Origin of the sequence: Methanothrix sp. (genome assembly GCA_029907715.1) — an archaeon.
Lineage (GTDB): Archaea > Halobacteriota > Methanosarcinia > Methanotrichales > Methanotrichaceae > Methanothrix_B.
Map to the genome: position 1 here is coordinate 142,683 of JARYLI010000003.1, position 19,551 is coordinate 162,233.

A 19,551-nucleotide genomic window follows, 5' to 3' on the forward strand; every position below is an offset into this window, starting at 1 on the left:
TTCGGGCTGGCTCTCAAATCCAGGGAGTTGGACCGCTGAACATCCTGTCAGAAATCGGTGTCGCTCTTATGTATTCAGCAACTTGAGGACATGCAGGCCGGTTGCTGAACGCACTCATTATCTCGCTAGGACTTCGACTACGTCGAAGATAAGTCGAAACGAGCGCATAGCATGACTTTTCTTCGGGCAAGCATCAGATGGATAAGGGCAAACTTCATTATAAAATGTTAGATCTGAGCAGGCCTCTGCAGCAGAGGATGCCCCACCGAACTCAGTCGAGGGGCAGTCAAGGATCTATTATTGTCGTGACGAACTCATGCCTGCCATCATGCCTGTGATACCCATCGTGCCTGCCATCATGCCATGTGTGGCCCGTTGAGCCCCACTCCCACGTGTACTTGTAGGTCCATCTTATCGGCTCATACACTATTGGCCTGTAGTAGTACCTGACCGGAAGCGTGTAGTAGTATGTTGTGAACGTGTAGCCTCCGTACCACCATGGCCAGTCCTCGCGGACATAGTACCAGATGTAGTTGCTCCTATAAACGCCGTCTATCACATACCATACCCTGTAGACGCCAGGGAACGGCCCGTAGAACCATGCCCAGTATCTGTGGTAGGGGTGCACGCGACCCAGATGCTGCGTGACTATCTGGCCGGTGGGATACTCGTAGTATATGACCAGGTCACCACCTACCGATGGCACTATCTCCTGGTTCGCCCAGCTCTTTGTCGGCACATTCAGGCTGACCGTGTGCTCGTAATTCAATCCATCAACTATCCACAGCCCATTCCCCTCAGGCACACTGCTCAGGACTGATGGATCATCCACCGCGCCCTGATCAACCAGGCTCCCGGCATCTGCAGGCTCCTCATTTGTGAAATATGCGCTATCAGGTGGCGGCTGGTAGTAATCCACCGGCTGATCCGGATACTCTGTCGGGTAGAGCGCATCATAATCCTCTGGATTCATCGCAGCAGATAGGCCTGCGACGATCACCAGTCCGATGATCATTTCTTTAAGCATCATACATGCAGAGGGAGGGGCCAGAGAATAAAAGGTTGATTTTTATATGTGAGTCAGATAAGACCTAGAAGCGACCTACAGATCATCTAGGTGATAAGCAGCATCGCTGCATGCGGAAATTCAGGAGCCACCCGGATCCAGCGAAGAGGATTATCAGCGCCCTTGCTGTGAGAGATTCTCTGTGAATGTGCAGAGATGCACAGCCCTCAGCAGGCGGTCAAACCTGCAGCCTGATCGACCCTCTGATGAATTCCGCGATATCATCTGCCATCGCAGCGGATTATGGAGACGATGCGATCTCCCGCCGCCTCTCTTACCATATCCAGTGCCTCATCCAGGCTGGATGGCCTGCGCTTCTCCGATATCGATCTTATGGCCTTCCCGATGCTATCATCGTTTCCGGCCATCACCCTGACGATCACACTCCCCTCAGGCATGACAAGCCCGCTGCATATGCCGTCGAGATCGCCATCGACTATCCCCAGTACCGGTATCCCGAGCCTGGACAGAACATCTCCGGCGATGGCTGTTGTATCGTCGCCTATTGTTATTACAAATGATGCATCAGATGCGAGCTCGAATGACGCCTCCGCAGCATGATCTATGATCGCAAACCTGCCGTTCCTGCTCGTTCTCATGGAGCCAATCCTGGGCTTCAGAGTCCCTGCAGTTCTCCGCACAGACCCACTTCGAAGAATCGCGGATCGCAGATCGACATGCTGAAGCTTCTCCAGGCCATGCATTTTGAGATCCATTCCTCTTGCGCCAACGATCCTCCCGTCCCGCGCCATGATCTCCACACAGGTATCAGTGGCCGTGCCGATAACCGTGCCGTCGACAGAGATCCTCTCCCCAGGCAGGACCCCGCTCATCCTTCTCACAATCACATCGCCCTCCTGGCGCAAATTATCATCAGTCATGCATACATCAAGAATCTCAAAACCGAAGTCTGATGCGAGCCCCTCTGCGATGGCATTGCTGAGATCAGACGGATTCGCAAGAGCTGCTACGAAGCGCCCGCCGGAGTCCGCTTGGATCAGGGGGTTTGCGGGCCTAGCCCGTCCAGCCACGATTGCTCCAAAAACAATCCCTGTATCCCTGCTCTTAGCGTGGTTCAGAAGAACTGTGAGGTCTGAGTGCTGAAGGTCCTGAACAGACTGGCTGGGAGTTCGTCGCTTGCTGATATCCACCCTTCCCTCAAGACCGGCATCGATAACAGCAACCCTGCCCATTGTCCCGCCGAGGACTGCCACAACATCGCCGTGCCCCTCAAGCCATTCGATGGCCTGTAAAGCAAACCCAGTATCCACTACCTCTGGACCATGAATTACAACACCTATCGAGAGCCTACGCTCATCCGCCGCACTCGAGGTTCTCATCGTGGAGCCTGGCACGTTCCATCAGCTCTTTCTGCTCCTTCATCCTCTCCGCAAGATCCTCAAGAGACATTCCGCTGAGCTCCTTGCGCTCAGGGACCTTCTCTATCGGCTCCAGGTGGGATGTCAGATAGTAGAGCTCTGTGGAATCCAGAAGCGCCCAGGTCTCCCCATCCTCCTCTTTTACGAGCTTGACGACCCCGACAGTCCCGGTACCGTTGTACCTGACCAGGGATCCTTCCTTTATCTCCATCACAATCACCATACAAGCCGGAAGGTTCATGATGTTCTTCGCGTCCCTCTGGTTTAAGCCTTGCGATTTTGCTGAAGCTCTCTGAGTGGATCAGAATCTATGGGAGCAGCTGAGCGGTTTCGTTATAAAAGTTTGACTGATCAAGCATAGATGATGCGAGACATGATACAGGCAACAGATCTCTCTAAAACTACTGTTTCCTGTGATCGCCTGGAGGCGACGGGCTTCCAAAAGATTAAATTGTATGTATCCGAGTTGAGCTGGGGCTGGAGAGATAGATGTCAGAGGATCTGAGTAGCATTTACGCAAGGGCACCTGCAATATTCCGGGGGATACGTGGGGAGATCGAGAAGGTCATGGTCGGGCAGAGGGTTGCGATAGAGCAGCTTCTTGCCTCCATAATCGCTGGAGGGCATGCGCTGCTCGAGTCCAACCCCGGCCTCGGGAAGACCCTGCTGATAAAGACCACAGCGAAGACCATGAGCCTGAGCTTCAGCCGGATACAGTGCACGCCTGATCTGATGCCGGCTGATATCACAGGAACCACGATCATCGAGGAGGTCGACGGGGAGAAGAGGTTCAGGTTCGAGCCCGGGCCGATATTCGCAAACATAGTCCTGGCGGACGAGATAAACAGAGCCTCGCCAAAGACGCAGTCTGCGATGCTCGAGTCGATGCAGGAGAAGCAGGTTACTGTTGGAAACAGAACATACAGGCTCGACGATCCCTTCTTCGTTCTGGCAACACAGAACCCGATAGAGATGGAGGGCACGTTCCCGCTGCCTGAGGCGCAGCTCGACAGGTTCCTCATGAAGATAAAGATGGACTATCCCTCGCCTGATGAGGAGTTCCAGATCATGGAGCGATACACTGGACGGGTGGAGCCAAGGGTCCAGAGCGTTGCGAGCAAGGAGGAGATCCTGGGGCTGCAGCAGATAGCGAGGGAGGTGCCGATATCCGAGGATCTCAGAAAGGCCGCTGTGCGGCTCGTGGTATCAACGAGGAGATGGGATGGCGTGAGATACGGGGCCAGCCCCAGGGCCAGCATAGGTCTCATCCTCGCAGCCAAATCAAGGGCTCTGCTCGATGGCAGGAACTACGTATCCAGGGAGGATCTCCATGTGATGGCTTATCCTGTTCTGAGGCACAGGCTCATACTGACATTCGAGGCTGAGCGACGGGGCCTGACTCAGGACCAGGTGATCACCGACATACTGAAAGAGTTGAAAATCTGATATGGATACAGAGTTTTTCAAGGAGCTTGAGCGTTTCAGCCTGCTGGTCAGAAAAAGGGTATCCACAGCACATATCGGGTCCAGAAGGTCCATACAGTTCGGCCACGGGATAAGCCCTGTGGGATACCGCGAGTACAGGAAGGGGGATGACTTCAAGCTCGTCGACTGGAAGGTATATGCGAGGACGGAACGGCTCTACGTCAGGGAGCATGAGGAGGAGCGGAGCCTTCTGGTTCACATCCTCCTGGACTCGAGCGGCAGCATGCGCTTCAACAGAAAGTTCGAGCTTGCATCGAAAATCGCTGCAGGCTTTGCGTTCATTGCAGCACAGGAGAACGAGAAGTTCTCAGTCTCCACCTTCGCAGAGGAGCTCAGGGCAGGCGAGCCTGTGAGGGGCGTTGGAAACCTACTGAAGGCGATAGATCTGCTTGACGGCACAGAGCCCTCAGGCGGCACGGATATACTGAAGGCATCAGACCAGTTCGACAGGATGATCTCGACGACCAGCCTTGTTGTTCTCATATCAGATATGCTGGACGATCTCGATAAGGTGGAGACCGCGATCTACAGATTGTCACGCCATGATCTCATCGTTGTGCAGATACTCTCGCATGAGGAGCGCGATCTCGGAATAGCCGGAGATGCGAGGTTCATCGATATGGAGAGCGGAGAATCTCTCATAACAAGAGTCAGCCAGAGGCTCAGAGACGATTACAGATCCAAGATCGAGGCGCACAACTCCAGGATATCAGAGGTCTGCGATTCTGTGGGATCGAGTCGGTTTCTGTTCGATTCGGAGATGCAGGTCTTCGATGCATTCTCAGAGATACTGAGAGTCGGAGTGCTTAAGGTCTGAGGAGCGGTGGTAAGCATCTGAACGCACCCAAAAATCGTACTCTGTTTCTGCTTTAGCGGTTTCTTGCTCAAAAAAAGATGCTGCTCGCATCGAGAATGCATGCGAGCCCTGCAGGCCCCAGTGCTCTCCTTTACTGAAGTTTGTGCACTGTTAACCTCCATCAGCAGAACAGACTCTTCACAACCTCTGTCAGTATCGGCCCTGCTGTGTCTATTATCTTCGCCTCGAATATCCAGCCTCTCTTCTCCGGCAGCTCACCTGTCACCATTATCGCACATCCCTCATACTGGCTCAGATCCAGCTCATGTGATGCAGCAAGCTCCTCTGCGGAAATTGCAGGTTTCGCTATCTGAGTCAGCTTCACGGTGCAGCAGTGCTCCCGCGGCATCATGATATTCAATCTGCCATTTTCGACAATCCCCAGAAACCGATTCATGTGTATCAACCCCCAGGTAACGTACATGTATGAAAGGTATGGTTTAAAAAACCTTACGATGAATTCTGGGGACCTGTCCGGATAAGGATTAGGTGTTCGCTCTTATCCATTTGATGACTTGCCCGAAGGAGCAGTGGTCATGCTATGCGTTCGTGTCGAATGAATGAGTGCTATCACCAACCACATCGCATGCCCTACAAGTTGCCACGTACATATGAGCGAGAGCGTTTTCAGACATGACCATAACGATATCCTTAACAGCATCGCCGCTAATGACGATGCATGCGCTATATTTCAGCTGAGGAGATGGGCGCGATAGATGCGAACTGCGCGTATCTCGGTATATCCACGCTCCAGCTCATGGAGAATGCAGGAGCAGCACTTGCGGGTGAGATCAGGGGGATCGGAGGAAGGAGAATCGCCATAATCGCCGGCAGAGGAAACAACGGCGGAGATGCTTTTGTGGCAGCACGCCACCTTGATGATCTCGAGGTGACTGTGTTCCTCATAGGGCGCGCGAGGGATATATCGACCGAGGAGGCCAGGAGAAATTGGGATGTTCTAAAGCGCCTCGAGCTCGATCTCAGGGAGATCACGGACGTGAGCGAGATCGATCTGAGCGGATATGATGTTGTCGTCGACGCCCTCTTCGGAACAGGTGTTCGCGGCCCGATAAAGGGGCTTGAGGGGGATGTCATAGATCTCATCAACTCCTGTGGAAAGCATATTCTCTCTGTCGACGTGCCGAGCGGATTGGGCACCGGAAAGGAGGTCACTCCAGATATCACAATAACATTCCACCGCCCGAAGATCGGGATGAAGGGAGATTTCAGGGTCGTGAGTATCGGCATACCGAGAATGGCCGAGTTCCTCGTCGGCCCCGGTGATCTCAGGCTCCTGGGGAGACGGGGGCCTGAGAGCCACAAGGGCGACAGCGGCAGGATACTGGTGATCGGAGGCGGGCCGTACACTGGCGCGCCCGCTCTATCAGCGATGGCTGCACTCCGCGCTGGCGCTGACATAGTCACAGTCGCAGCGCCGAGGAGCGTCGCGGATACGATCTCCTCGTTTTCACCGAACATGATCGTCAGGCCGCTGACATCAGACAGGCTGTGCATGGCCGACCTCGAGATCCTGAAGAGCCTGATACCGAGACATGATGTTGTCGTCATCGGCATGGGTCTGGGCAGAGAGGAGGAGACAATCGAGGCGGTATCGGAGATACTCCCGCTGTGCGATAGGGTTGTGATCGATGCCGACGCGCTCCAGCCCGGTATGCCGCTGAAGGGGATAGTGACGCCGCATGCCGGAGAGTTCAGGCGCATAAGCGGACTGGATCTCCCAAAGGGAAGGGAGAGGATTGAGGTGGTGAGGAGATTCGCACGCGAGAGGGGGCTCGTCGTCCTTCTCAAGGGGAGAATGGACATAATCACAGACGGAGAGGTAGTGAGGGGGAACACCACAGGAAACCCGGGCATGACAGTTGGAGGGACAGGGGATGTTCTTGCAGGCATAACAGGAGCGTTTTACGCGCGTGCGGATGCGATGAGGGCTGCTGCAGCGGCTGCATTCGTCAACGGCAGGGCGGGAGATCTCGTCTATCGCGAGAAGGATTTCGGGATGGTGGCCACGGATCTCATAGACAGGATACCTGAGGCGATGATGATCTGAATCTGTTAAATGAAATTTGCAATGCTCGTGCACCGGGGGTATTATGATGGTAAGAGACAACATCGTAAGGGACAACACCGGTATGGTCGATATCACTGACAAGCCTCCTGTCAGGAGAACCGCAACTGCATCCGGCCTGATAAAGCTCAGACGCAGCACCATCGAGGCGATTGCGTCCGGGATGGTCAGCAAGGGAGATGTCCTGACGACCGCCAGGATTTCCGCGATAAGTGCTGTGAAGGAGACCCCGCGCCTTATACCGATGTGTCATAACATCCCGATCACAGGGGTCGATGCTGAGATCACCTTGGAGGATTCAGCTGTTCGCGTCAGGGTGAAGGTGACATCTGTCGGCAGGACGGGAGTCGAGATGGAGGCTCTCACAGGCGCATCTGTGGCCCTTCTGACAGTATGGGACATGGTCAAATCCCTGGAGAAGGATGAGCATGGATGCTATCCAGATACATCGATCGAATACATACGCGTCGAGGAGAAGATAAAAGAGGATTCCTAAAAATCCAGCTCTTTGGTATAAATCCTATTTGATTAACGCATACAGCAGCACTTGCAGATCCCCGAACAGGAGGGTTGATAGGAATCCTCAAAAGATCTCTGAACAGAAAGGCGTTCGTGGTCTGAGGATGTATCGAACTGGATCACCATTTTTCAGTCTGCCCGGCCAGTAACGTGGCGGCCTCAGGGATGCGAATCACCCAGGAGCGGATCTCACATCCCGCGAGCCGTGCTCGTATCCCCTCCTGGATATGGGAATCCTGCGGCCATCCCTCTCGAGCCAGACGCCATCTTCCACAGCACGACCTATCACACTGAGCTCGCAGGCCTTCCTCGCATCATCGATCATATCCTCTCTTACGGTGAAGAGTAGCTCGAAGTCGCCTCCTGCGCTGAGAACCATCTCCAGTGCCTCCTCATCGCTCTCAGCGATCTCTCTGACCTCGTCTGCAAGGGGTATGCGCCAGTACTCGACCATGAAACCCGTACCTCCAGCATCGGCGAGATCGTGAAGTGATAGCGCGAGCCCATCGCTGTTGTCCATCATCGCTGTAACGGCTCCTGTCCTCGCTAGGGCTATCCCCTCCCTCACCCTCGGGCGCGGCTCAAGAAGCCGGCGCGCAAGATCAAACCTCCCGATATCAAGAGCTTTCAGTCCAGCTCCGGCTCCGCCGAGAGAGCCGGTGGTGCAGAGCAGGTCCCCAGGTCGCGCGCCCCTTCTCCTCAGGATCCTCTCCCTGGAGACCCTCCCGAGAGCGGTGCCGCATATTGTGAGTTCCCGGTGTGCATCAGTGTCGCCGCCGAGCACCTCTGTGCCGTATGCCCTCACACAGTCCCTGATGCCCCTGAAGATCTCATCAATGATCTCAACGTCTGTCTCGGGCGGTATTCCAGATGCGATCAGAATTCCGAGAGGCTCGGCGCCCATCGCCGCGATGTCGCTCAGGTTGACCGCAGCGCTCATCCAGCCGATCTGCCACGGTGTTGCCTGGGCCGGGAAATCGGTCTCTCTGTGGAGCATGTCCGTTGTCACCACAAGACAATCGCCATCGAGTTCGATGACCGCACAGTCGTCATGCTCCAGCCCGCCAAGTAACCCGGTGATCCTGAATATCAGCGAGCGCTCCCCGATGTCAGAGAACCTCATGTCAGAACTCCCTGCAGATTTTACAGGTATCTGATGATCATCTTTCCAGATGTCCGTGCTTCAATCCCCATCTGGCTCTCCCCTGCGCGCAGCCCCCATCTCGTATTCGGATTGTATCGCCTCTATCATAGCGCTGTCTGCCTCCACAACCAGCGCGCCGATGTAGCCGCATCTCTTGCAGTGGTACACCTTGCCGGTATAACCGCCCGCCTCGTAGTAGATATCAGAGCTCCCGCATACAGGGCAGACCTCGATCAGATGCTCCTTTCTATCCATCTCTCATTCCTGGAGTGCATTATGTGATCGATTGGTTATTACACTTTGCTGGCAGGAGACTCGTGCTGTTGGTGGTCCAACAACAGCTGAACGGTGGAACTTGAATCTGCTGCCTCGACGGTTCGATGCTGCAGGCCAGAGGCTGCGGATCTCTGGGACTTGAGAAGGGGCCACGCTCAAGCACTGGCAGTCCTGTTCTCGTTCCTCACATCCAGATGAATGCCTGATTCCGGATCCAATCTGAGAGCATCCAAACCGCTCACTTTTTAGATGAGTATTGCGTACCGGTTAACAATGCGGGTGATCCGGTTTGATGGCTGTCATGATCTCCGGAAGGACCCTCGCGCAGGGAGCTGGCTGCGAGGATAAGATGTCTCCACTGTACATCAACGAGGTCTCATGCTGTTATCTCTCTGAGGAGGACTACAGGGCGCTGGGGCTCTCAGATGGTATGAATCTGCTTCTGACCAGCCCACATGGAAGTGCGGTGCTGAGGGCTGGTGTGGACAGGGGACTGCCACAGGGCATGGTTTTCATACCCATGGGGCCGTGGGCGAACATGCTGACAGGCACAGATACAAAGGGCTGCGGGATGCCCGGATTCAAGGGTGTGGAGGTGGAGGTCACACCCACAGATGAGAAGGTGTTGGATATCCGCGAACTGATGTTGAGAGGTCGATGAGATTGCAGATCGAAGATGTGCTCTGCACCTTCTGCGGCTGCCTCTGTGATGATATAAAGGTCGAGGTGAATGAAGGCAGGATAGAAAGGGTCCGTGGGGCGTGCAGGCTGGGATCCTCGAAGATCATGGGTCACAACAGGATAAAATCGCCCATGATACGCGTGAATGGAACTCTGAAGGAGACGAGCTACGAGGATGCTTACAGAAAGGCGGCCGAGATTCTTGTCAGCGCGAAGCACCCCCTCCTCTATGGCTGGGCCTCTACGACATGTGAGGCTCTTAAGAAGGGGATCATCCTCGCGGAGGAGATCGGCGGGGTTGTCGATACCACAGCGACCGTGTGCCACGGCCCATCCATCATAGGCATAGAGGAGAAGGGGCTCGTCGGCTCCACCCTCGGGCAGATAAAGAACCGCGCAGACCTCATAGTCTTCTGGGGGTGCAACCCATCAGAGGCCCATCCGAGACACACGCTCAGATACTCGTCCAATGCATCCGGCAGATTCATCCCTGAGGGGAGGAAGGACAGAAAGGTTCTGGTCATCGATGTGAGGGAGACGAGAACCGCCAGGAACGCTGACAGATTTCTGAGAATCCAGCCGGGGACGGACTACGAGATAATATCCGCGCTGCGCATGATCATCGGAGGAAAGGCAGAGTCTCTGCCGGAGGATGTAGCGGGCGTCTCCAAAAAAGAACTCATCGAGATCGCGGAGATGATGAAGAGCGCGAAGTTCGGCGCGATATTCTTCGGTCTTGGGTTGACACACAGCAGGGGCAGGTACAAGAACGTCGACAATGCTCTTTCCCTGGTGTCGGAGCTCAACAGCCACACGAAGTTCGTGATAATGGCTATGAGGGGGCACTACAACGTCACCGGCGCAGGACAGGTACTGGCGTGGTCCTCCGGGTATCCGATGGCTGTTGATTACGCCCGTGGTGCGCCATACTACAATCCCGGAGAGACATCGTGCTGCGATCTCCTGAGCAGGCGTGATGTCGATGCAGCCCTGATCATAGCCTCAGATCCGGCATCGAACCTGCCCAGGGGCTGCGTCGAGGCTCTCGCGGAGATGCCGGTGATACAGATAGATCCATTCGAGAATCCGACGACGCTGTTCGCGGATGTTGTGATACCAAGCGCGATCGCAGGCATCGAGGTCGAGGGGACTGCCTACAGGATGGATGGCCTCTCGCTCCGGCTGAGAAAGCTTGTTGATGCGGAATACCCGGGAGATGTGGAAATACTCCAGGCGATTCTCGATAATGTCAGGAGGCTCAGAGATGATAATTAAAGGGGGCATCGTCTACGATCCTGCCAACGGGATCTTCGGCGAGGAGATGGATATATGCATAGAGAACGGGCGGATAGCTGAGGACGCCGGCGGGGAGGTGATTGATGCCAGAGGTCTTCTGGTCATGCCTGGCGGCGTGGATGCGCACTCGCACATCGCAGGGCCGAAGCTGAACACTGGAAGGATAATGCGCCCCGACGACTCCAGGATGGGAACTGAGCCGAGGACGAGGGTCTGCAGGCCGTCGACGGGTTACACAGTGCCTAACTGCTATGCCATAGGCTACAGGTACGCCAGGCTCGGATACACCACCGCGTTCGAGGCCGCGACGCCGATAATAGAGGCCCGCCACACGCATGAGGAGCTGGAGGAGATCCCGATCGTTGACAAGGGCGCCCTCACGCTCTTCGGAAGCAACTGGACAGTGATGGAGTGCGTGCGCGAGAACGATCTGGGAAGACTTGCTGCGTACGTCGCGTGGGGCTTGAGGGCCGCGCGCGGATACGGCGTTAAGATCGTGAATCCTGGCGGCGGCGAGGCCTGGGGCTTCGGCTCGAACGTGAAGAGCGTGCATGACCCGGTGCCGCACTTTGATGTGACCCCCGCGCAGATAATAAGAGCGCTTGCAGAGGTCAACGAGCGCCTCAGGCTTCCGCACTCGATACATCTGCACTTCAACAACCTGGGGAGACCGGGGAACTACACCACAGCCATCGAGACCCTGGAGCTGCTGAAGGACATAAAGCCAAGCAGGATGCGGCAGGTTGTGCACGTCGCGCACATGCAGTTCTCCGCGTACGGAGGCACAGGCTGGAAGGACTTCGAGTCAAAGGCATCTGTGATAGCGGATTACTTCAACCAGACAGATCATGCGACGATGGATCTCGGCCAGATAATATTCGGTCCCGCCACAACCATGACAGCTGATGCGCCGCTGGAGTACGCGAACGCCAGGATCGGGCATCAGAAGTGGTCGAACCACGATATAGAGCTCGAGGAGTCCAGCGGTGTGGTGCCATGGGTCTACATGAGAAAGATGCCAGTCAACGCAGTCCAGTGGGCCATAGGGCTGGAGCTCGCGCTTCTCACCAGAGATCCGTGGAAGGTGGTCATGACAACAGACCACCCGAACGGAGGGCCGTTCGTCAACTATCCTGAGATAATATCGCTGCTGATGAGCAGAGAGAAGCGCGAGGAGGAGATGAAGACTCTGCATGAGGTGGTGAGATCGAGAAGCACACTGCCCTCAATCGAGAGGGAGATGGACTGGTCGGAGATCGTGATAATGACGAGAGCTGCACCTGCGCGAATTCTGGGCCTCGAGGACAAGGGGCATCTGGGCACCGGCGCTGATGCGGACATATCGATATACAGCATCAAACCTGATGAGATCGACCCATCGAAGGATCATGCAAAGGTGAAGGCCGGCATGTCCAGAGCAAAGTACACAATAAAAGGTGGCGTTGTTGTTGTCAGAGATGGAGAAGTGGTCGCAGCGCCCCAAGGAAGGACGTACTGGGTCGATGCCGCTGTTCCGGAGAGCGAGATGGACCGCATGCTATCGGCTCTCAAAGAGAAGTTCGAGAGGTATTACAGCATAAGAATGTCGAACTACATGGTGCAGGACGCTTATTTATCAAACCCGTTTGTGGTGAGAGCAGGAGTGCAGCCTCTGAAAGAGGTGATCTGAGATGCGCACCATCACCATAAAACTTCCAGATCACCGCGGCGTTCCGGTGGAGGCGGAGAGGATATCTCCGGATGTTCTTGCGGGTCTCAGCATCAAGGAAATATCTGAGATCGAGGTATGGCAGGGCAACAGGAGACTGCATCTCTCGGATATCTTTTTGATATCAGGCGATCCTGATCCGGATAAGCCAGAGAACACGAGAATCGTTCTCGAGGGCGATCTCTCAAAGGTCAAGCGCATTGGTGAGAGCATGTCCGCTGGCGTTGTGGAGATCATCGGAGATGCTGGAATGCACGCAGGAAACAGCATGCGAGGTGGCACACTGGAGATAAAAGGAGATGCCGGAGACTGGCTCGGCAGAGAGATGCGCGGCGGCAGGATCGTTGTCGAAGGGAACGCGGGCAACTACGCTGGCGCCGGCTACCGCGGTGAGCGGTGTGGCATGCGCGGCGGAGAGATAATTATAAAGGGGAATGCAGGTGCATTCCTTGGCGAGCATCTCTGTGGCGGGACGATCGAGGTCATGGGAGATGCCGGCGACTTCCCAGGATGCGCAAACCAGGGAGGTATCATCCGCATACATGGACACGCCCACCTCCCGGGGGCTGAAATGGTCAAGGGCAGCATAACCGCAGGGAGCGCGCGTGTGCTTCCCAGCTTCGCCTGCGAGGGGATCGTGGAGCTGGGTGGTTTGACTTACAAAAAATATGTTGGAGATCTGGTTGAAAATGGCAAAGGTGAGCTATACGTTGCCTCTGGCCAGATCGGTAAATAATAAATCATGTCAGCATATACAGCTTTGAGGTGTCGAGTTGATCGATCGCAGCAGGATCTATGAGATTCTGGACGGATATGAGATGGATGATGTCAGAATAGGCATGATCGCATCTCATTCCGCCCTCGATGTCGCTGATGGCGCTGTGGAGGAGGGGTTCAGAACCCTGGCTGTCTGCCAGGAGGGACGGGAGAGGACCTATGTGAAGTACTTCCGGGCGGAACGGGCGCCGGATGGAAGGATAATCACAGGAATGATAGATGAAGTGGTGATCTTAAAGAAGTTCAAGGATATTCTCGACCAGCAGGATATGCTACTAAGAAAGAACGTCCTTTTTGTTCCCAACAGATCATTCACATCTTACTGTGGGATAGATTCAGTGGAGGACGAGTTTGAAGTCCCACTTGTGGGCAGCAGGAATCTCCTGAGATCGGAGGAGCGGGGCGACAAGATGGACTACTACTGGCTGCTGGAGAAGGCGGGTCTGCCCTACCCGGAGCAGATAGAGCCGGATGAGATCGACTGTCTTGTCATAGTAAAACTGCCACATGCCGTCAAAACGCTTGAGAGGGGTTTCTTCACAGCAGCATCCACAGAGGAGTACTATGAGAAGTCAGAGCTTCTTCTCCGCCAAGGGGTCATAGACAGCGATGGTCTCGAGCTCGCTAGGATAGAGAGGTACATAATAGGCCCCGTATTCAACCTGGACTTCTTCTACTCGCCTCTCAGGGATCGCATCGAGCTTCTCGGGATCGACTGGAGGTTTGAGACGAGCCTTGACGGGCATGTGAGGCTTCCGGCGCCGCAGCAGCTTCGGCTGAATGAGAAGCAGATAAACCCTGAGTACACGGTCTGCGGCCACAACTCCGCGACGCTGAGAGAGTCTTTACTGGAGAAGGCGTTTGATCTCGCCGAGAAATATGTCGCAGCGACCAAGGAGTACTATCCTCCGGGGATAATCGGCCCGTTCTGCCTGCAGACGTGCGTGGACAAGGACCTGAACTTCTACATCTACGATGTCGCGCCCCGTATAGGTGGAGGGACAAACGTACATATGGCTGTGGGCCATCCGTACGGAAATGCGCTCTGGCGGACAAGCATGTCCACAGGGAGGAGGCTGGCCAGAGAGGTGAGGCTTGCGATAGAGAGTGATGCGCTCAGGAAGATTGTGACCTGATCTGACCCACGAAACCTTCGTTTCGTCGAAGCTCAGGGAGCACTGCCATTCTGAGATGGATCACGGAGGAATACCTTGCCCGGATCGGGAGATGGAGAGCAGCCCCGAAAGCTCAGACGCACGCTGGAGAAGCTCGCAAAGGAAGGGGAAAGCGTCCAGATGGTGTACCCGGCGCTGCTGGAGCGGCACTGCGACAGAAACACGCTGGCTCTGGCGAGGCTCGGCGGCGACGTGAGGATATCGAGCTGGGTGGTCGTCACTGATAAGAACCTGCACTTTGTGAGGGCCGGGATACTCTGGGACAGCGTGCAGAGCATACCGCTCGATCGCATAACCGATATCGAATACGTCAACGAGTTCCACACCAACACCATCAAGATCCGGGTCGGTGAGCTGTCAGAGAACCTGGTATTCTACGATGAGCTCGAGGGTATACGCTTCTATCAGTACATGAAGTTCAAGAGATGGAAGGATACGTTTACGTCATCTCCCACTGCCTCCTGAACCCACTCGTCAGGGTCAGGGGGCTCGGGCAGCCTGAGCTCTGTCACAGAGGCCCACTGATACAGCTTCCCTGCCCTGAGGTGATCTACATGGGTCTGGACAGATGGGCTGTGACGAGGAACCAGCTTGATGTGCCAGAGTACAGGCGATTCTGCAGGGAGCTGATGTTATCCTCGCTGGATGCAATGGAGATGCTCTCCAGAAGCTACAGAATAGCGGTCGTGGGTGTTGCAGGAAGCCCGAGCTGCGGCGTGTTCACCACAACCACAGGCTACACGGGAGGAAGGGTGCAGGAGTCTGAGCACGAGGAGATCCAGGGGATGGGAATCTTCATGGATGAGCTGCGGCGTGCAATGGCTGAACGCGGGATCGATGCTGAGTGGCACGAGGCGCGGAGCCGCAGGGATGGAGAGGATATAAAAAACAACAAAAGGGGAACATCCATGTGATTCCTGAAATGAACAGAGATTTCATCAGGCAACGACAGGATTCCTGGAATGCAGATCTGAGGATATCCCCCGAATGATTTCATAAAATCTGAACGTCAATCCATAATGAAATCCCAGAGTTGTTTTGGTGTGCGGCATGCATCTAATCGATAAATCATGTGCTGCAGCAATGGTTATTGTATTATCGCTGATCATCTCTGGCTGCATCGAGCAGCCCCGCGGGGATATCGGAGGCGATAAGCTTCTTGTGGTCGCCACGATACAGCCGCTGGGCGAGTTTGTCAGGGCAGTCGGAGGGGATCGAGTTGATGTGATTGTGCTGCTCCCGCCCGGGGCTGAACCGCACACATTCGAGCCCACACCTACGCAGATGAAGCGTATTGAGAGCGCGGATCTCTATGTGAGGAACGGCGCAGGTCTGGAGCTGTGGCTGGATAGGTTCTCACCAGAGGGATTGAAGGTTGTGGACAGCTCTGAGGGCGTCGATCTGATATATCTGAACGATACCCCCGATCCCCATATCTGGCTCTCGCCCCGGTCTGCTGAGATCCAGGTTGAGAACATCTGTCGTGCCCTGATCGAGGTGGATCCCGAGGGCAGGGAGTTCTACGAGAATAACAGAGATGCGTACATAAAGGAGCTCAGAGGCCTTGATGAATATCTCAGGAGCAGGCTGGCCGGCGCAGAGGGCCGCATCTTTGTCGTGGATCATCCAGCATGGAGCTACCTTGCAAGAGATTACGGTCTGGTGCAGGTTGCGATAGAAGAGGGGGAGAGGGAGCCCGGACCGAGGCGCATCGGCTACATAGTAAAAACCGTGAAGGATAACAGCATAAAGGCGATACTCGTCGAGCCGGAGTTCAACCCGAAGATGGCAGAGGTGATCGCATCAGAGGCTGGATGTGAGGTCGTGGAGATCGACCCCCTGGCAGGTGATTATATAAATAACATGAGAGCTGTAGGAGATCTCATAGCGGAATCGATTGGAGCATGATGTCGGCGGTCTCTATTGAGGGTCTCACAGTCAGGCTTGATGGCAGGATAGTGCTGGAGGATGTCTGGCTGGAGGTGGAGGAGAGGGATTTTCTGGGACTTATAGGGCCGAACGGCGGCGGCAAATCAACGCTTCTCAAGGCGATCCTCGGGCTCGTGAAGCCCTCCTCCGGGCGGATCAGGGTCTTCGGCAGGGATCCTGTCGCTGCAAGACCTCTGGTTGGCTATCTGCCGCAGCACAGCATCTTCGATCAGAGGTTCCCTGTAAAAGTCATTGATGTCGTTCTCATGGGAAGGTACCCGCGCGTGGGAATCCTCAGGCGGTACAGAACAGAGGATATGGAGGCTGCGAGGAGCGCGCTCGACGCCGTCGGCATGTTGGGTCTGGCCGATCGTGAGATCGGGGCTCTCTCAGGAGGCGAGCAGCAGAGGGTCTTCGTCGCCAGGGCGATCGTATCCGATCCGAAGCTGCTTCTGCTTGATGAGCCGACCGCTGGCGTGGATGTCGCGCAGCAGAGGGAGTTCTATGATCTCCTGAAGCATCTGAACAGCAGAATGACCATAATAATGGTATCACACGACCTCTCCGCCATCTCAGCGCATGTCGAGAAGGTCGCGTGTTTGAACCAGAGGCTTTACTACCATGGATCCAAGGAGCTCACAGAGGAGGACCTCGTCCAGGCGTATGGGTGCCCCATAGTCGATATAATCGCGCATGGGATTCCGCACAGGGTCCTGAGGGAGCACAGGTGATACCGTGACCGCCTTGGTAGAAGAGATGATGCAGTATGAGTTCATGAAAACCGCTCTGGTCGCGGGGCTGATGCTCTCCGTGCTCTGCGGGGTTGTTGGAGTGTACGTAGTTCTGAACAGGATTGTATTCATAGGCGATGGTGTCGCACATGCTGCCTTCGGAGGCATCGGCCTGGGATACCTCCTGGGGATCGATCCCCTCATCCTTGCCCTCGTAGCGGCTGTTCTATCCGCCGCGGGCATCGGTGCTGTGAGCAGATCTAAGGTATCTGAGGACACCGCGATAGGCGTCTTCCTCGCGATGGGAATGGCGCTTGGCGTGCTTTTCATGAGCATGAGCACCGGTTACTCCAGAGACCTCTTCGACTACCTCTTCGGAAACATACTCGCGGTCTCCTGGATCGATGTGAGGATAATGATCGTACTGACGGTGGTCATAACACTGCTGGCACTTGCGCTTTACAAGGAGTTCCTGATACTCTCGTTCGATCCGCATTACGGAGAGGCTCTGGGCCTGCCGGTGAGCCGGCTGAAGATGCTGCTCCTCTGCATGGTGGCGTTCACTGTTGTTATGCTGATAAAGATGGTGGGGATAATAATGGTGATCGCCATGCTCACCATACCCGCTGCCATAAGCAGGCAGCATCTCTGCGATCTCAGGAAGATAATCGCGCTCTCGGTTATCCTGGGCATGATATTTGTGACCTCGGGTCTTCTGGTATCATATGCTTTTGATCTCCCCTCTGGGGCGACGACCATAATCATAGCCTCCGCTGCGTTCTTCGCCAGCACAGCTGCATCACAGAGAAACGTGCCGGTGTGATAATCCGCGGCTTGAAGTGAATCTTATAAGTAGATGCCGTCTTTATATTGAAGTTCATCTTCCGCTCATCCGGATCCTGATCCGGTTTGAGTGAATCTTATAAGTACATGCGGTCTATACAACCAGGATGCTCCGCTACCTGCTGGTCGTTGCATTGATTCTCATACCCTGTGTATCATCTCAGGAGTTCATGCTCTTTGCAGACGACTGCTACAAGGCTGCTGGCTCTCCTGATATACAGATCTCAGCTGTGAATCCTGTTATCGATGCTGGAGCGCCTTTTATCCTGAAACTCCTCATTTCAAACGATGGCAGGCTCGAGGCTCTCATCCCCACAGGCTTTTCCGGTGAGGATCCGGAGGGTGAGATGATGGAGGAGATGAGGGCTGCAGATGCTCTGAATGTGGTTGTGGAGGTATCATCTGATGGAGCATTGAGGCCGGTTGTTCAGAGGAGAAGCATGCCTCTGCTGCCGGCAGGTTCCCATGCAGTTCTCGATCTTCCTGTGATCGTGGACTTCAATGCATCTGGCTGCAGCCTGAACGTGAATGTAACTTACGAGCATCAGATAGATGCCAAGATCTCAAAAGGAAAGCCGGTACAGCTATACGTCCCTGGAAATGCGAACAGGAGCATACCTCTGGAGGTTTGGAGAAGCGAAAGGCTCAGGGTGCTTCATATCGATGGAGAACTCCGGGCCGGCTCCAACAGGAGCATGGGGATCGTCATCAAAAACCAGTCGCCATGGCCGGTGAGGAACTGCACTGTGAGGCTCATCGCATCAAGTCCCATTCGATCGTCACAGCCAGCTGTATGGGTCGGAGACCTGATGCCCGGCGAGCCAGCTCTGATAGATGTGTGGGCCGATGTGGAGAAGAATGCCAGCCTCGATCAGTACTGGATCTCATGCCTGATAAACCACGATGAGGGCGCGGAGCGTCTGACATTCCCTGTGAGAATCTCCAGAGGCCGTTCATCCCTAACATGGATCGCAGCTGCTGTGCTCCTTGCTTTGATCCTCATCGCAGCGACTCGCGTGATGCGCGCCGGTGGTCTGAGACGGAGATCCGGTCTCCGGGCCGCGAGGAGACGGCGTAGGTGACGCATGATCTTATTCGGCATGATGCCAGGTCGGATAACCCCCATGCGGAATCGCTGAGCAGAATCATGGCAGAGGCATCCGGCAAGCACCAAAAACTAAGGGGGTGGCAAAAGTCGGGAGGGTGTAGAAGGGAGTAGCAATGAGAAGAGGGTGTCGAGTTCGACTTTTGCCGTTTAACACTTAGGCTCGAGTCGAATATAAAGTTTTCGGTATATCATGATGGCGAATATTTGAGGGGATATAGTCTGTGCCCGACTTAGATCACCGGTCTGGCTGGTGGGTCTTTACTGGGTTGTGTACTCGTATCATTGAGATCAACAGCATTTGGCACCGCAGGATTTAGAGATACAGTGCCGGTGATCGGCGATTCCTGAGAGACGCTCAATGAATCGAGCACGCGGCCCTGATTTGCTTAGACAACGGTAATCTCCAAGAACAATCCTAGTGCTCCATAACAAAATGTTTTAACCATTGCGTTGATCTATCCAGACTATGGGTAGAAAGAGAGTTCATGAAGT

At 55.0% G+C, this 19,551-nt stretch carries 21 protein-coding genes; 15 read left to right on the forward strand and 6 right to left on the reverse strand.

All coding sequences use genetic code 11. The features are described from left to right. Positions 1 to 286: 286 nt before the first annotated feature. From QHG98_03655 to QHG98_03665, 3 genes are all read right to left on the reverse strand, one after another. Positions 287 to 1,030: a hypothetical protein gene (locus tag QHG98_03655; protein ID MDH7596825.1), complete on the reverse strand. Its 744-nt coding sequence runs from the start codon at positions 1,028 to 1,030 to the stop codon at positions 287 to 289. Positions 1,031 to 1,287: 257 nt separating this feature from the next. After that, positions 1,288 to 2,406, reverse strand: coding sequence for a DUF2117 domain-containing protein (locus tag QHG98_03660; protein MDH7596826.1), 1,119 nt, complete (start codon positions 2,404 to 2,406; stop codon positions 1,288 to 1,290). After that, on the reverse strand, positions 2,381 to 2,656 hold the full coding sequence (locus QHG98_03665; protein ID MDH7596827.1) for a DUF2098 domain-containing protein: 276 nt from the start codon (positions 2,654 to 2,656) through the stop codon (positions 2,381 to 2,383). Before QHG98_03665 ends, QHG98_03660 begins: the two co-directional genes overlap by 26 nt. A 278-nt stretch (positions 2,657 to 2,934) precedes the next feature. Here QHG98_03665 and QHG98_03670 point away from each other — a divergent pair, with 278 nt between their 5' ends. Continuing rightward, a complete protein-coding gene (locus QHG98_03670; GenBank protein ID MDH7596828.1) occupies positions 2,935 to 3,891 on the forward strand; it encodes a MoxR family ATPase in 957 nt (318 codons plus the stop codon). A 1-nt stretch (position 3,892) separates the two neighbouring features. Then, a complete protein-coding gene (locus QHG98_03675) occupies positions 3,893 to 4,747 on the forward strand; it encodes a DUF58 domain-containing protein (protein ID MDH7596829.1) in 855 nt (284 codons plus the stop codon). A gap of 160 nt (positions 4,748 to 4,907) precedes the next feature. Here QHG98_03675 and QHG98_03680 read toward each other — a convergent pair whose 3' ends face one another. After that, positions 4,908 to 5,210 (reverse strand): hypothetical protein, encoded by a 303-nt coding sequence (locus tag QHG98_03680; GenBank protein ID MDH7596830.1) that lies wholly within the window; start codon positions 5,208 to 5,210, stop codon positions 4,908 to 4,910. A gap of 255 nt (positions 5,211 to 5,465) precedes the next feature. Between QHG98_03680 and QHG98_03685 the strand changes: the two genes are divergently transcribed. Both QHG98_03685 and moaC read left to right on the forward strand, forming a co-directional pair. Then, complete coding sequence (locus tag QHG98_03685; protein ID MDH7596831.1) at positions 5,466 to 6,854, forward strand: NAD(P)H-hydrate dehydratase; 1,389 nt, start codon at positions 5,466 to 5,468, stop codon at positions 6,852 to 6,854. 43 nt (positions 6,855 to 6,897) lie between these two features. After that, positions 6,898 to 7,368 carry a cyclic pyranopterin monophosphate synthase MoaC gene (moaC, locus tag QHG98_03690; GenBank protein ID MDH7596832.1) on the forward strand — a complete coding sequence of 157 codons (471 nt, stop codon included), beginning with the start codon at positions 6,898 to 6,900 and terminating at the stop codon, positions 7,366 to 7,368. Positions 7,369 to 7,563: 195 nt separating this feature from the next. On the opposite strand, the gene thiL is transcribed toward moaC, so the two are convergent. After that, positions 7,564 to 8,514 carry a thiamine-phosphate kinase gene (thiL, locus tag QHG98_03695; GenBank protein ID MDH7596833.1) on the reverse strand — a complete coding sequence of 317 codons (951 nt, stop codon included), beginning with the start codon at positions 8,512 to 8,514 and terminating at the stop codon, positions 7,564 to 7,566. A 60-nt stretch (positions 8,515 to 8,574) separates the two neighbouring features. Continuing rightward, complete coding sequence (locus QHG98_03700) at positions 8,575 to 8,790, reverse strand: hypothetical protein (protein ID MDH7596834.1); 216 nt, start codon at positions 8,788 to 8,790, stop codon at positions 8,575 to 8,577. 313 nt (positions 8,791 to 9,103) lie between these two features. On the opposite strand from QHG98_03700, the gene QHG98_03705 reads away from it, so the two are divergent. The 11 genes from QHG98_03705 to QHG98_03755 all read left to right on the forward strand — a co-directional run bounded on the left by QHG98_03705 (position 9,104) and on the right by QHG98_03755 (position 19,033). Then, on the forward strand, positions 9,104 to 9,472 hold the full coding sequence (locus tag QHG98_03705) for a molybdopterin dinucleotide binding domain-containing protein (protein ID MDH7596835.1): 369 nt from the start codon (positions 9,104 to 9,106) through the stop codon (positions 9,470 to 9,472). Next, entirely contained in the window at positions 9,469 to 10,767 is a 1,299-nt protein-coding gene (locus QHG98_03710) for a formylmethanofuran dehydrogenase subunit B (GenBank protein ID MDH7596836.1), read from the forward strand. The genes QHG98_03705 and QHG98_03710 overlap by 4 nt, the downstream gene beginning before the upstream one ends. Beyond that, a complete protein-coding gene (locus QHG98_03715) occupies positions 10,757 to 12,457 on the forward strand; it encodes a formylmethanofuran dehydrogenase subunit A (protein ID MDH7596837.1) in 1,701 nt (566 codons plus the stop codon). The genes QHG98_03710 and QHG98_03715 overlap by 11 nt, the downstream gene beginning before the upstream one ends. Before the next feature lies 1 nt (position 12,458). Then, positions 12,459 to 13,232, forward strand: coding sequence for a formylmethanofuran dehydrogenase subunit C (locus QHG98_03720; protein ID MDH7596838.1), 774 nt, complete (start codon positions 12,459 to 12,461; stop codon positions 13,230 to 13,232). Positions 13,233 to 13,269: 37 nt separating this feature from the next. After that, entirely contained in the window at positions 13,270 to 14,409 is a 1,140-nt protein-coding gene (locus QHG98_03725; GenBank protein MDH7596839.1) for a formate--phosphoribosylaminoimidazolecarboxamide ligase family protein, read from the forward strand. A 75-nt stretch (positions 14,410 to 14,484) separates the two neighbouring features. Then, on the forward strand, positions 14,485 to 14,913 hold the full coding sequence (locus tag QHG98_03730) for a hypothetical protein (GenBank protein MDH7596840.1): 429 nt from the start codon (positions 14,485 to 14,487) through the stop codon (positions 14,911 to 14,913). Further along, a complete protein-coding gene (locus QHG98_03735) occupies positions 14,874 to 15,362 on the forward strand; it encodes a 2-thiouracil desulfurase family protein (protein ID MDH7596841.1) in 489 nt (162 codons plus the stop codon). Before QHG98_03730 ends, QHG98_03735 begins: the two co-directional genes overlap by 40 nt. A 136-nt stretch (positions 15,363 to 15,498) precedes the next feature. Then, positions 15,499 to 16,356: a metal ABC transporter substrate-binding protein gene (locus tag QHG98_03740; protein MDH7596842.1), complete on the forward strand. Its 858-nt coding sequence runs from the start codon at positions 15,499 to 15,501 to the stop codon at positions 16,354 to 16,356. Beyond that, complete coding sequence (locus QHG98_03745) at positions 16,356 to 17,108, forward strand: metal ABC transporter ATP-binding protein (GenBank protein MDH7596843.1); 753 nt, start codon at positions 16,356 to 16,358, stop codon at positions 17,106 to 17,108. Before QHG98_03740 ends, QHG98_03745 begins: the two co-directional genes overlap by 1 nt. Before the next feature lie 4 nt (positions 17,109 to 17,112). After that, positions 17,113 to 17,931, forward strand: a complete 819-nt coding sequence (locus QHG98_03750; protein MDH7596844.1) for a metal ABC transporter permease — start codon at positions 17,113 to 17,115, stop codon at positions 17,929 to 17,931. A 127-nt stretch (positions 17,932 to 18,058) separates the two neighbouring features. Further along, on the forward strand, positions 18,059 to 19,033 hold the full coding sequence (locus QHG98_03755) for a hypothetical protein (protein ID MDH7596845.1): 975 nt from the start codon (positions 18,059 to 18,061) through the stop codon (positions 19,031 to 19,033). The last annotated feature ends 518 nt before the right edge of the window (positions 19,034 to 19,551 follow it).

What these genes read in the sequence shown, in the direction of transcription:
- QHG98_03675 (MDH7596829.1), top strand. Translation starts at nt 3,893, where the DNA reads ATGGATACAGAGTTTTTCAAGGAGCTTGAGCGTTTCAGCCTGCTGGTC.
- QHG98_03670 (MDH7596828.1), top strand. Translation starts at nt 2,935, where the DNA reads ATGTCAGAGGATCTGAGTAGCATTTACGCAAGGGCACCTGCAATATTC.
- QHG98_03715 (MDH7596837.1), top strand. Translation starts at nt 10,757, where the DNA reads ATGATAATTAAAGGGGGCATCGTCTACGATCCTGCCAACGGGATCTTC.
- QHG98_03665 (MDH7596827.1), bottom strand. Translation starts at nt 2,656, where the DNA reads ATGGAGATAAAGGAAGGATCCCTGGTCAGGTACAACGGTACCGGGACT.
- QHG98_03710 (MDH7596836.1), top strand. Translation starts at nt 9,469, where the DNA reads ATGAGATTGCAGATCGAAGATGTGCTCTGCACCTTCTGCGGCTGCCTC.
- QHG98_03700 (MDH7596834.1), bottom strand. Translation starts at nt 8,790, where the DNA reads ATGGATAGAAAGGAGCATCTGATCGAGGTCTGCCCTGTATGCGGGAGC.
- QHG98_03705 (MDH7596835.1), top strand. Translation starts at nt 9,104, where the DNA reads ATGGCTGTCATGATCTCCGGAAGGACCCTCGCGCAGGGAGCTGGCTGC.
- QHG98_03660 (MDH7596826.1), bottom strand. Translation starts at nt 2,406, where the DNA reads ATGAGAACCTCGAGTGCGGCGGATGAGCGTAGGCTCTCGATAGGTGTT.
- QHG98_03735 (MDH7596841.1), top strand. Translation starts at nt 14,874, where the DNA reads ATGGAAGGATACGTTTACGTCATCTCCCACTGCCTCCTGAACCCACTC.
- QHG98_03685 (MDH7596831.1), top strand. Translation starts at nt 5,466, where the DNA reads ATGCGCTATATTTCAGCTGAGGAGATGGGCGCGATAGATGCGAACTGC.
- QHG98_03755 (MDH7596845.1), top strand. Translation starts at nt 18,059, where the DNA reads ATGCTCCGCTACCTGCTGGTCGTTGCATTGATTCTCATACCCTGTGTA.
- QHG98_03740 (MDH7596842.1), top strand. Translation starts at nt 15,499, where the DNA reads ATGCATCTAATCGATAAATCATGTGCTGCAGCAATGGTTATTGTATTA.
- QHG98_03720 (MDH7596838.1), top strand. Translation starts at nt 12,459, where the DNA reads ATGCGCACCATCACCATAAAACTTCCAGATCACCGCGGCGTTCCGGTG.
- moaC (MDH7596832.1), top strand. Translation starts at nt 6,898, where the DNA reads ATGATGGTAAGAGACAACATCGTAAGGGACAACACCGGTATGGTCGAT.
- QHG98_03655 (MDH7596825.1), bottom strand. Translation starts at nt 1,030, where the DNA reads ATGATGCTTAAAGAAATGATCATCGGACTGGTGATCGTCGCAGGCCTA.
- QHG98_03745 (MDH7596843.1), top strand. Translation starts at nt 16,356, where the DNA reads ATGTCGGCGGTCTCTATTGAGGGTCTCACAGTCAGGCTTGATGGCAGG.
- QHG98_03680 (MDH7596830.1), bottom strand. Translation starts at nt 5,210, where the DNA reads ATGTACGTTACCTGGGGGTTGATACACATGAATCGGTTTCTGGGGATT.
- thiL (MDH7596833.1), bottom strand. Translation starts at nt 8,514, where the DNA reads ATGAGGTTCTCTGACATCGGGGAGCGCTCGCTGATATTCAGGATCACC.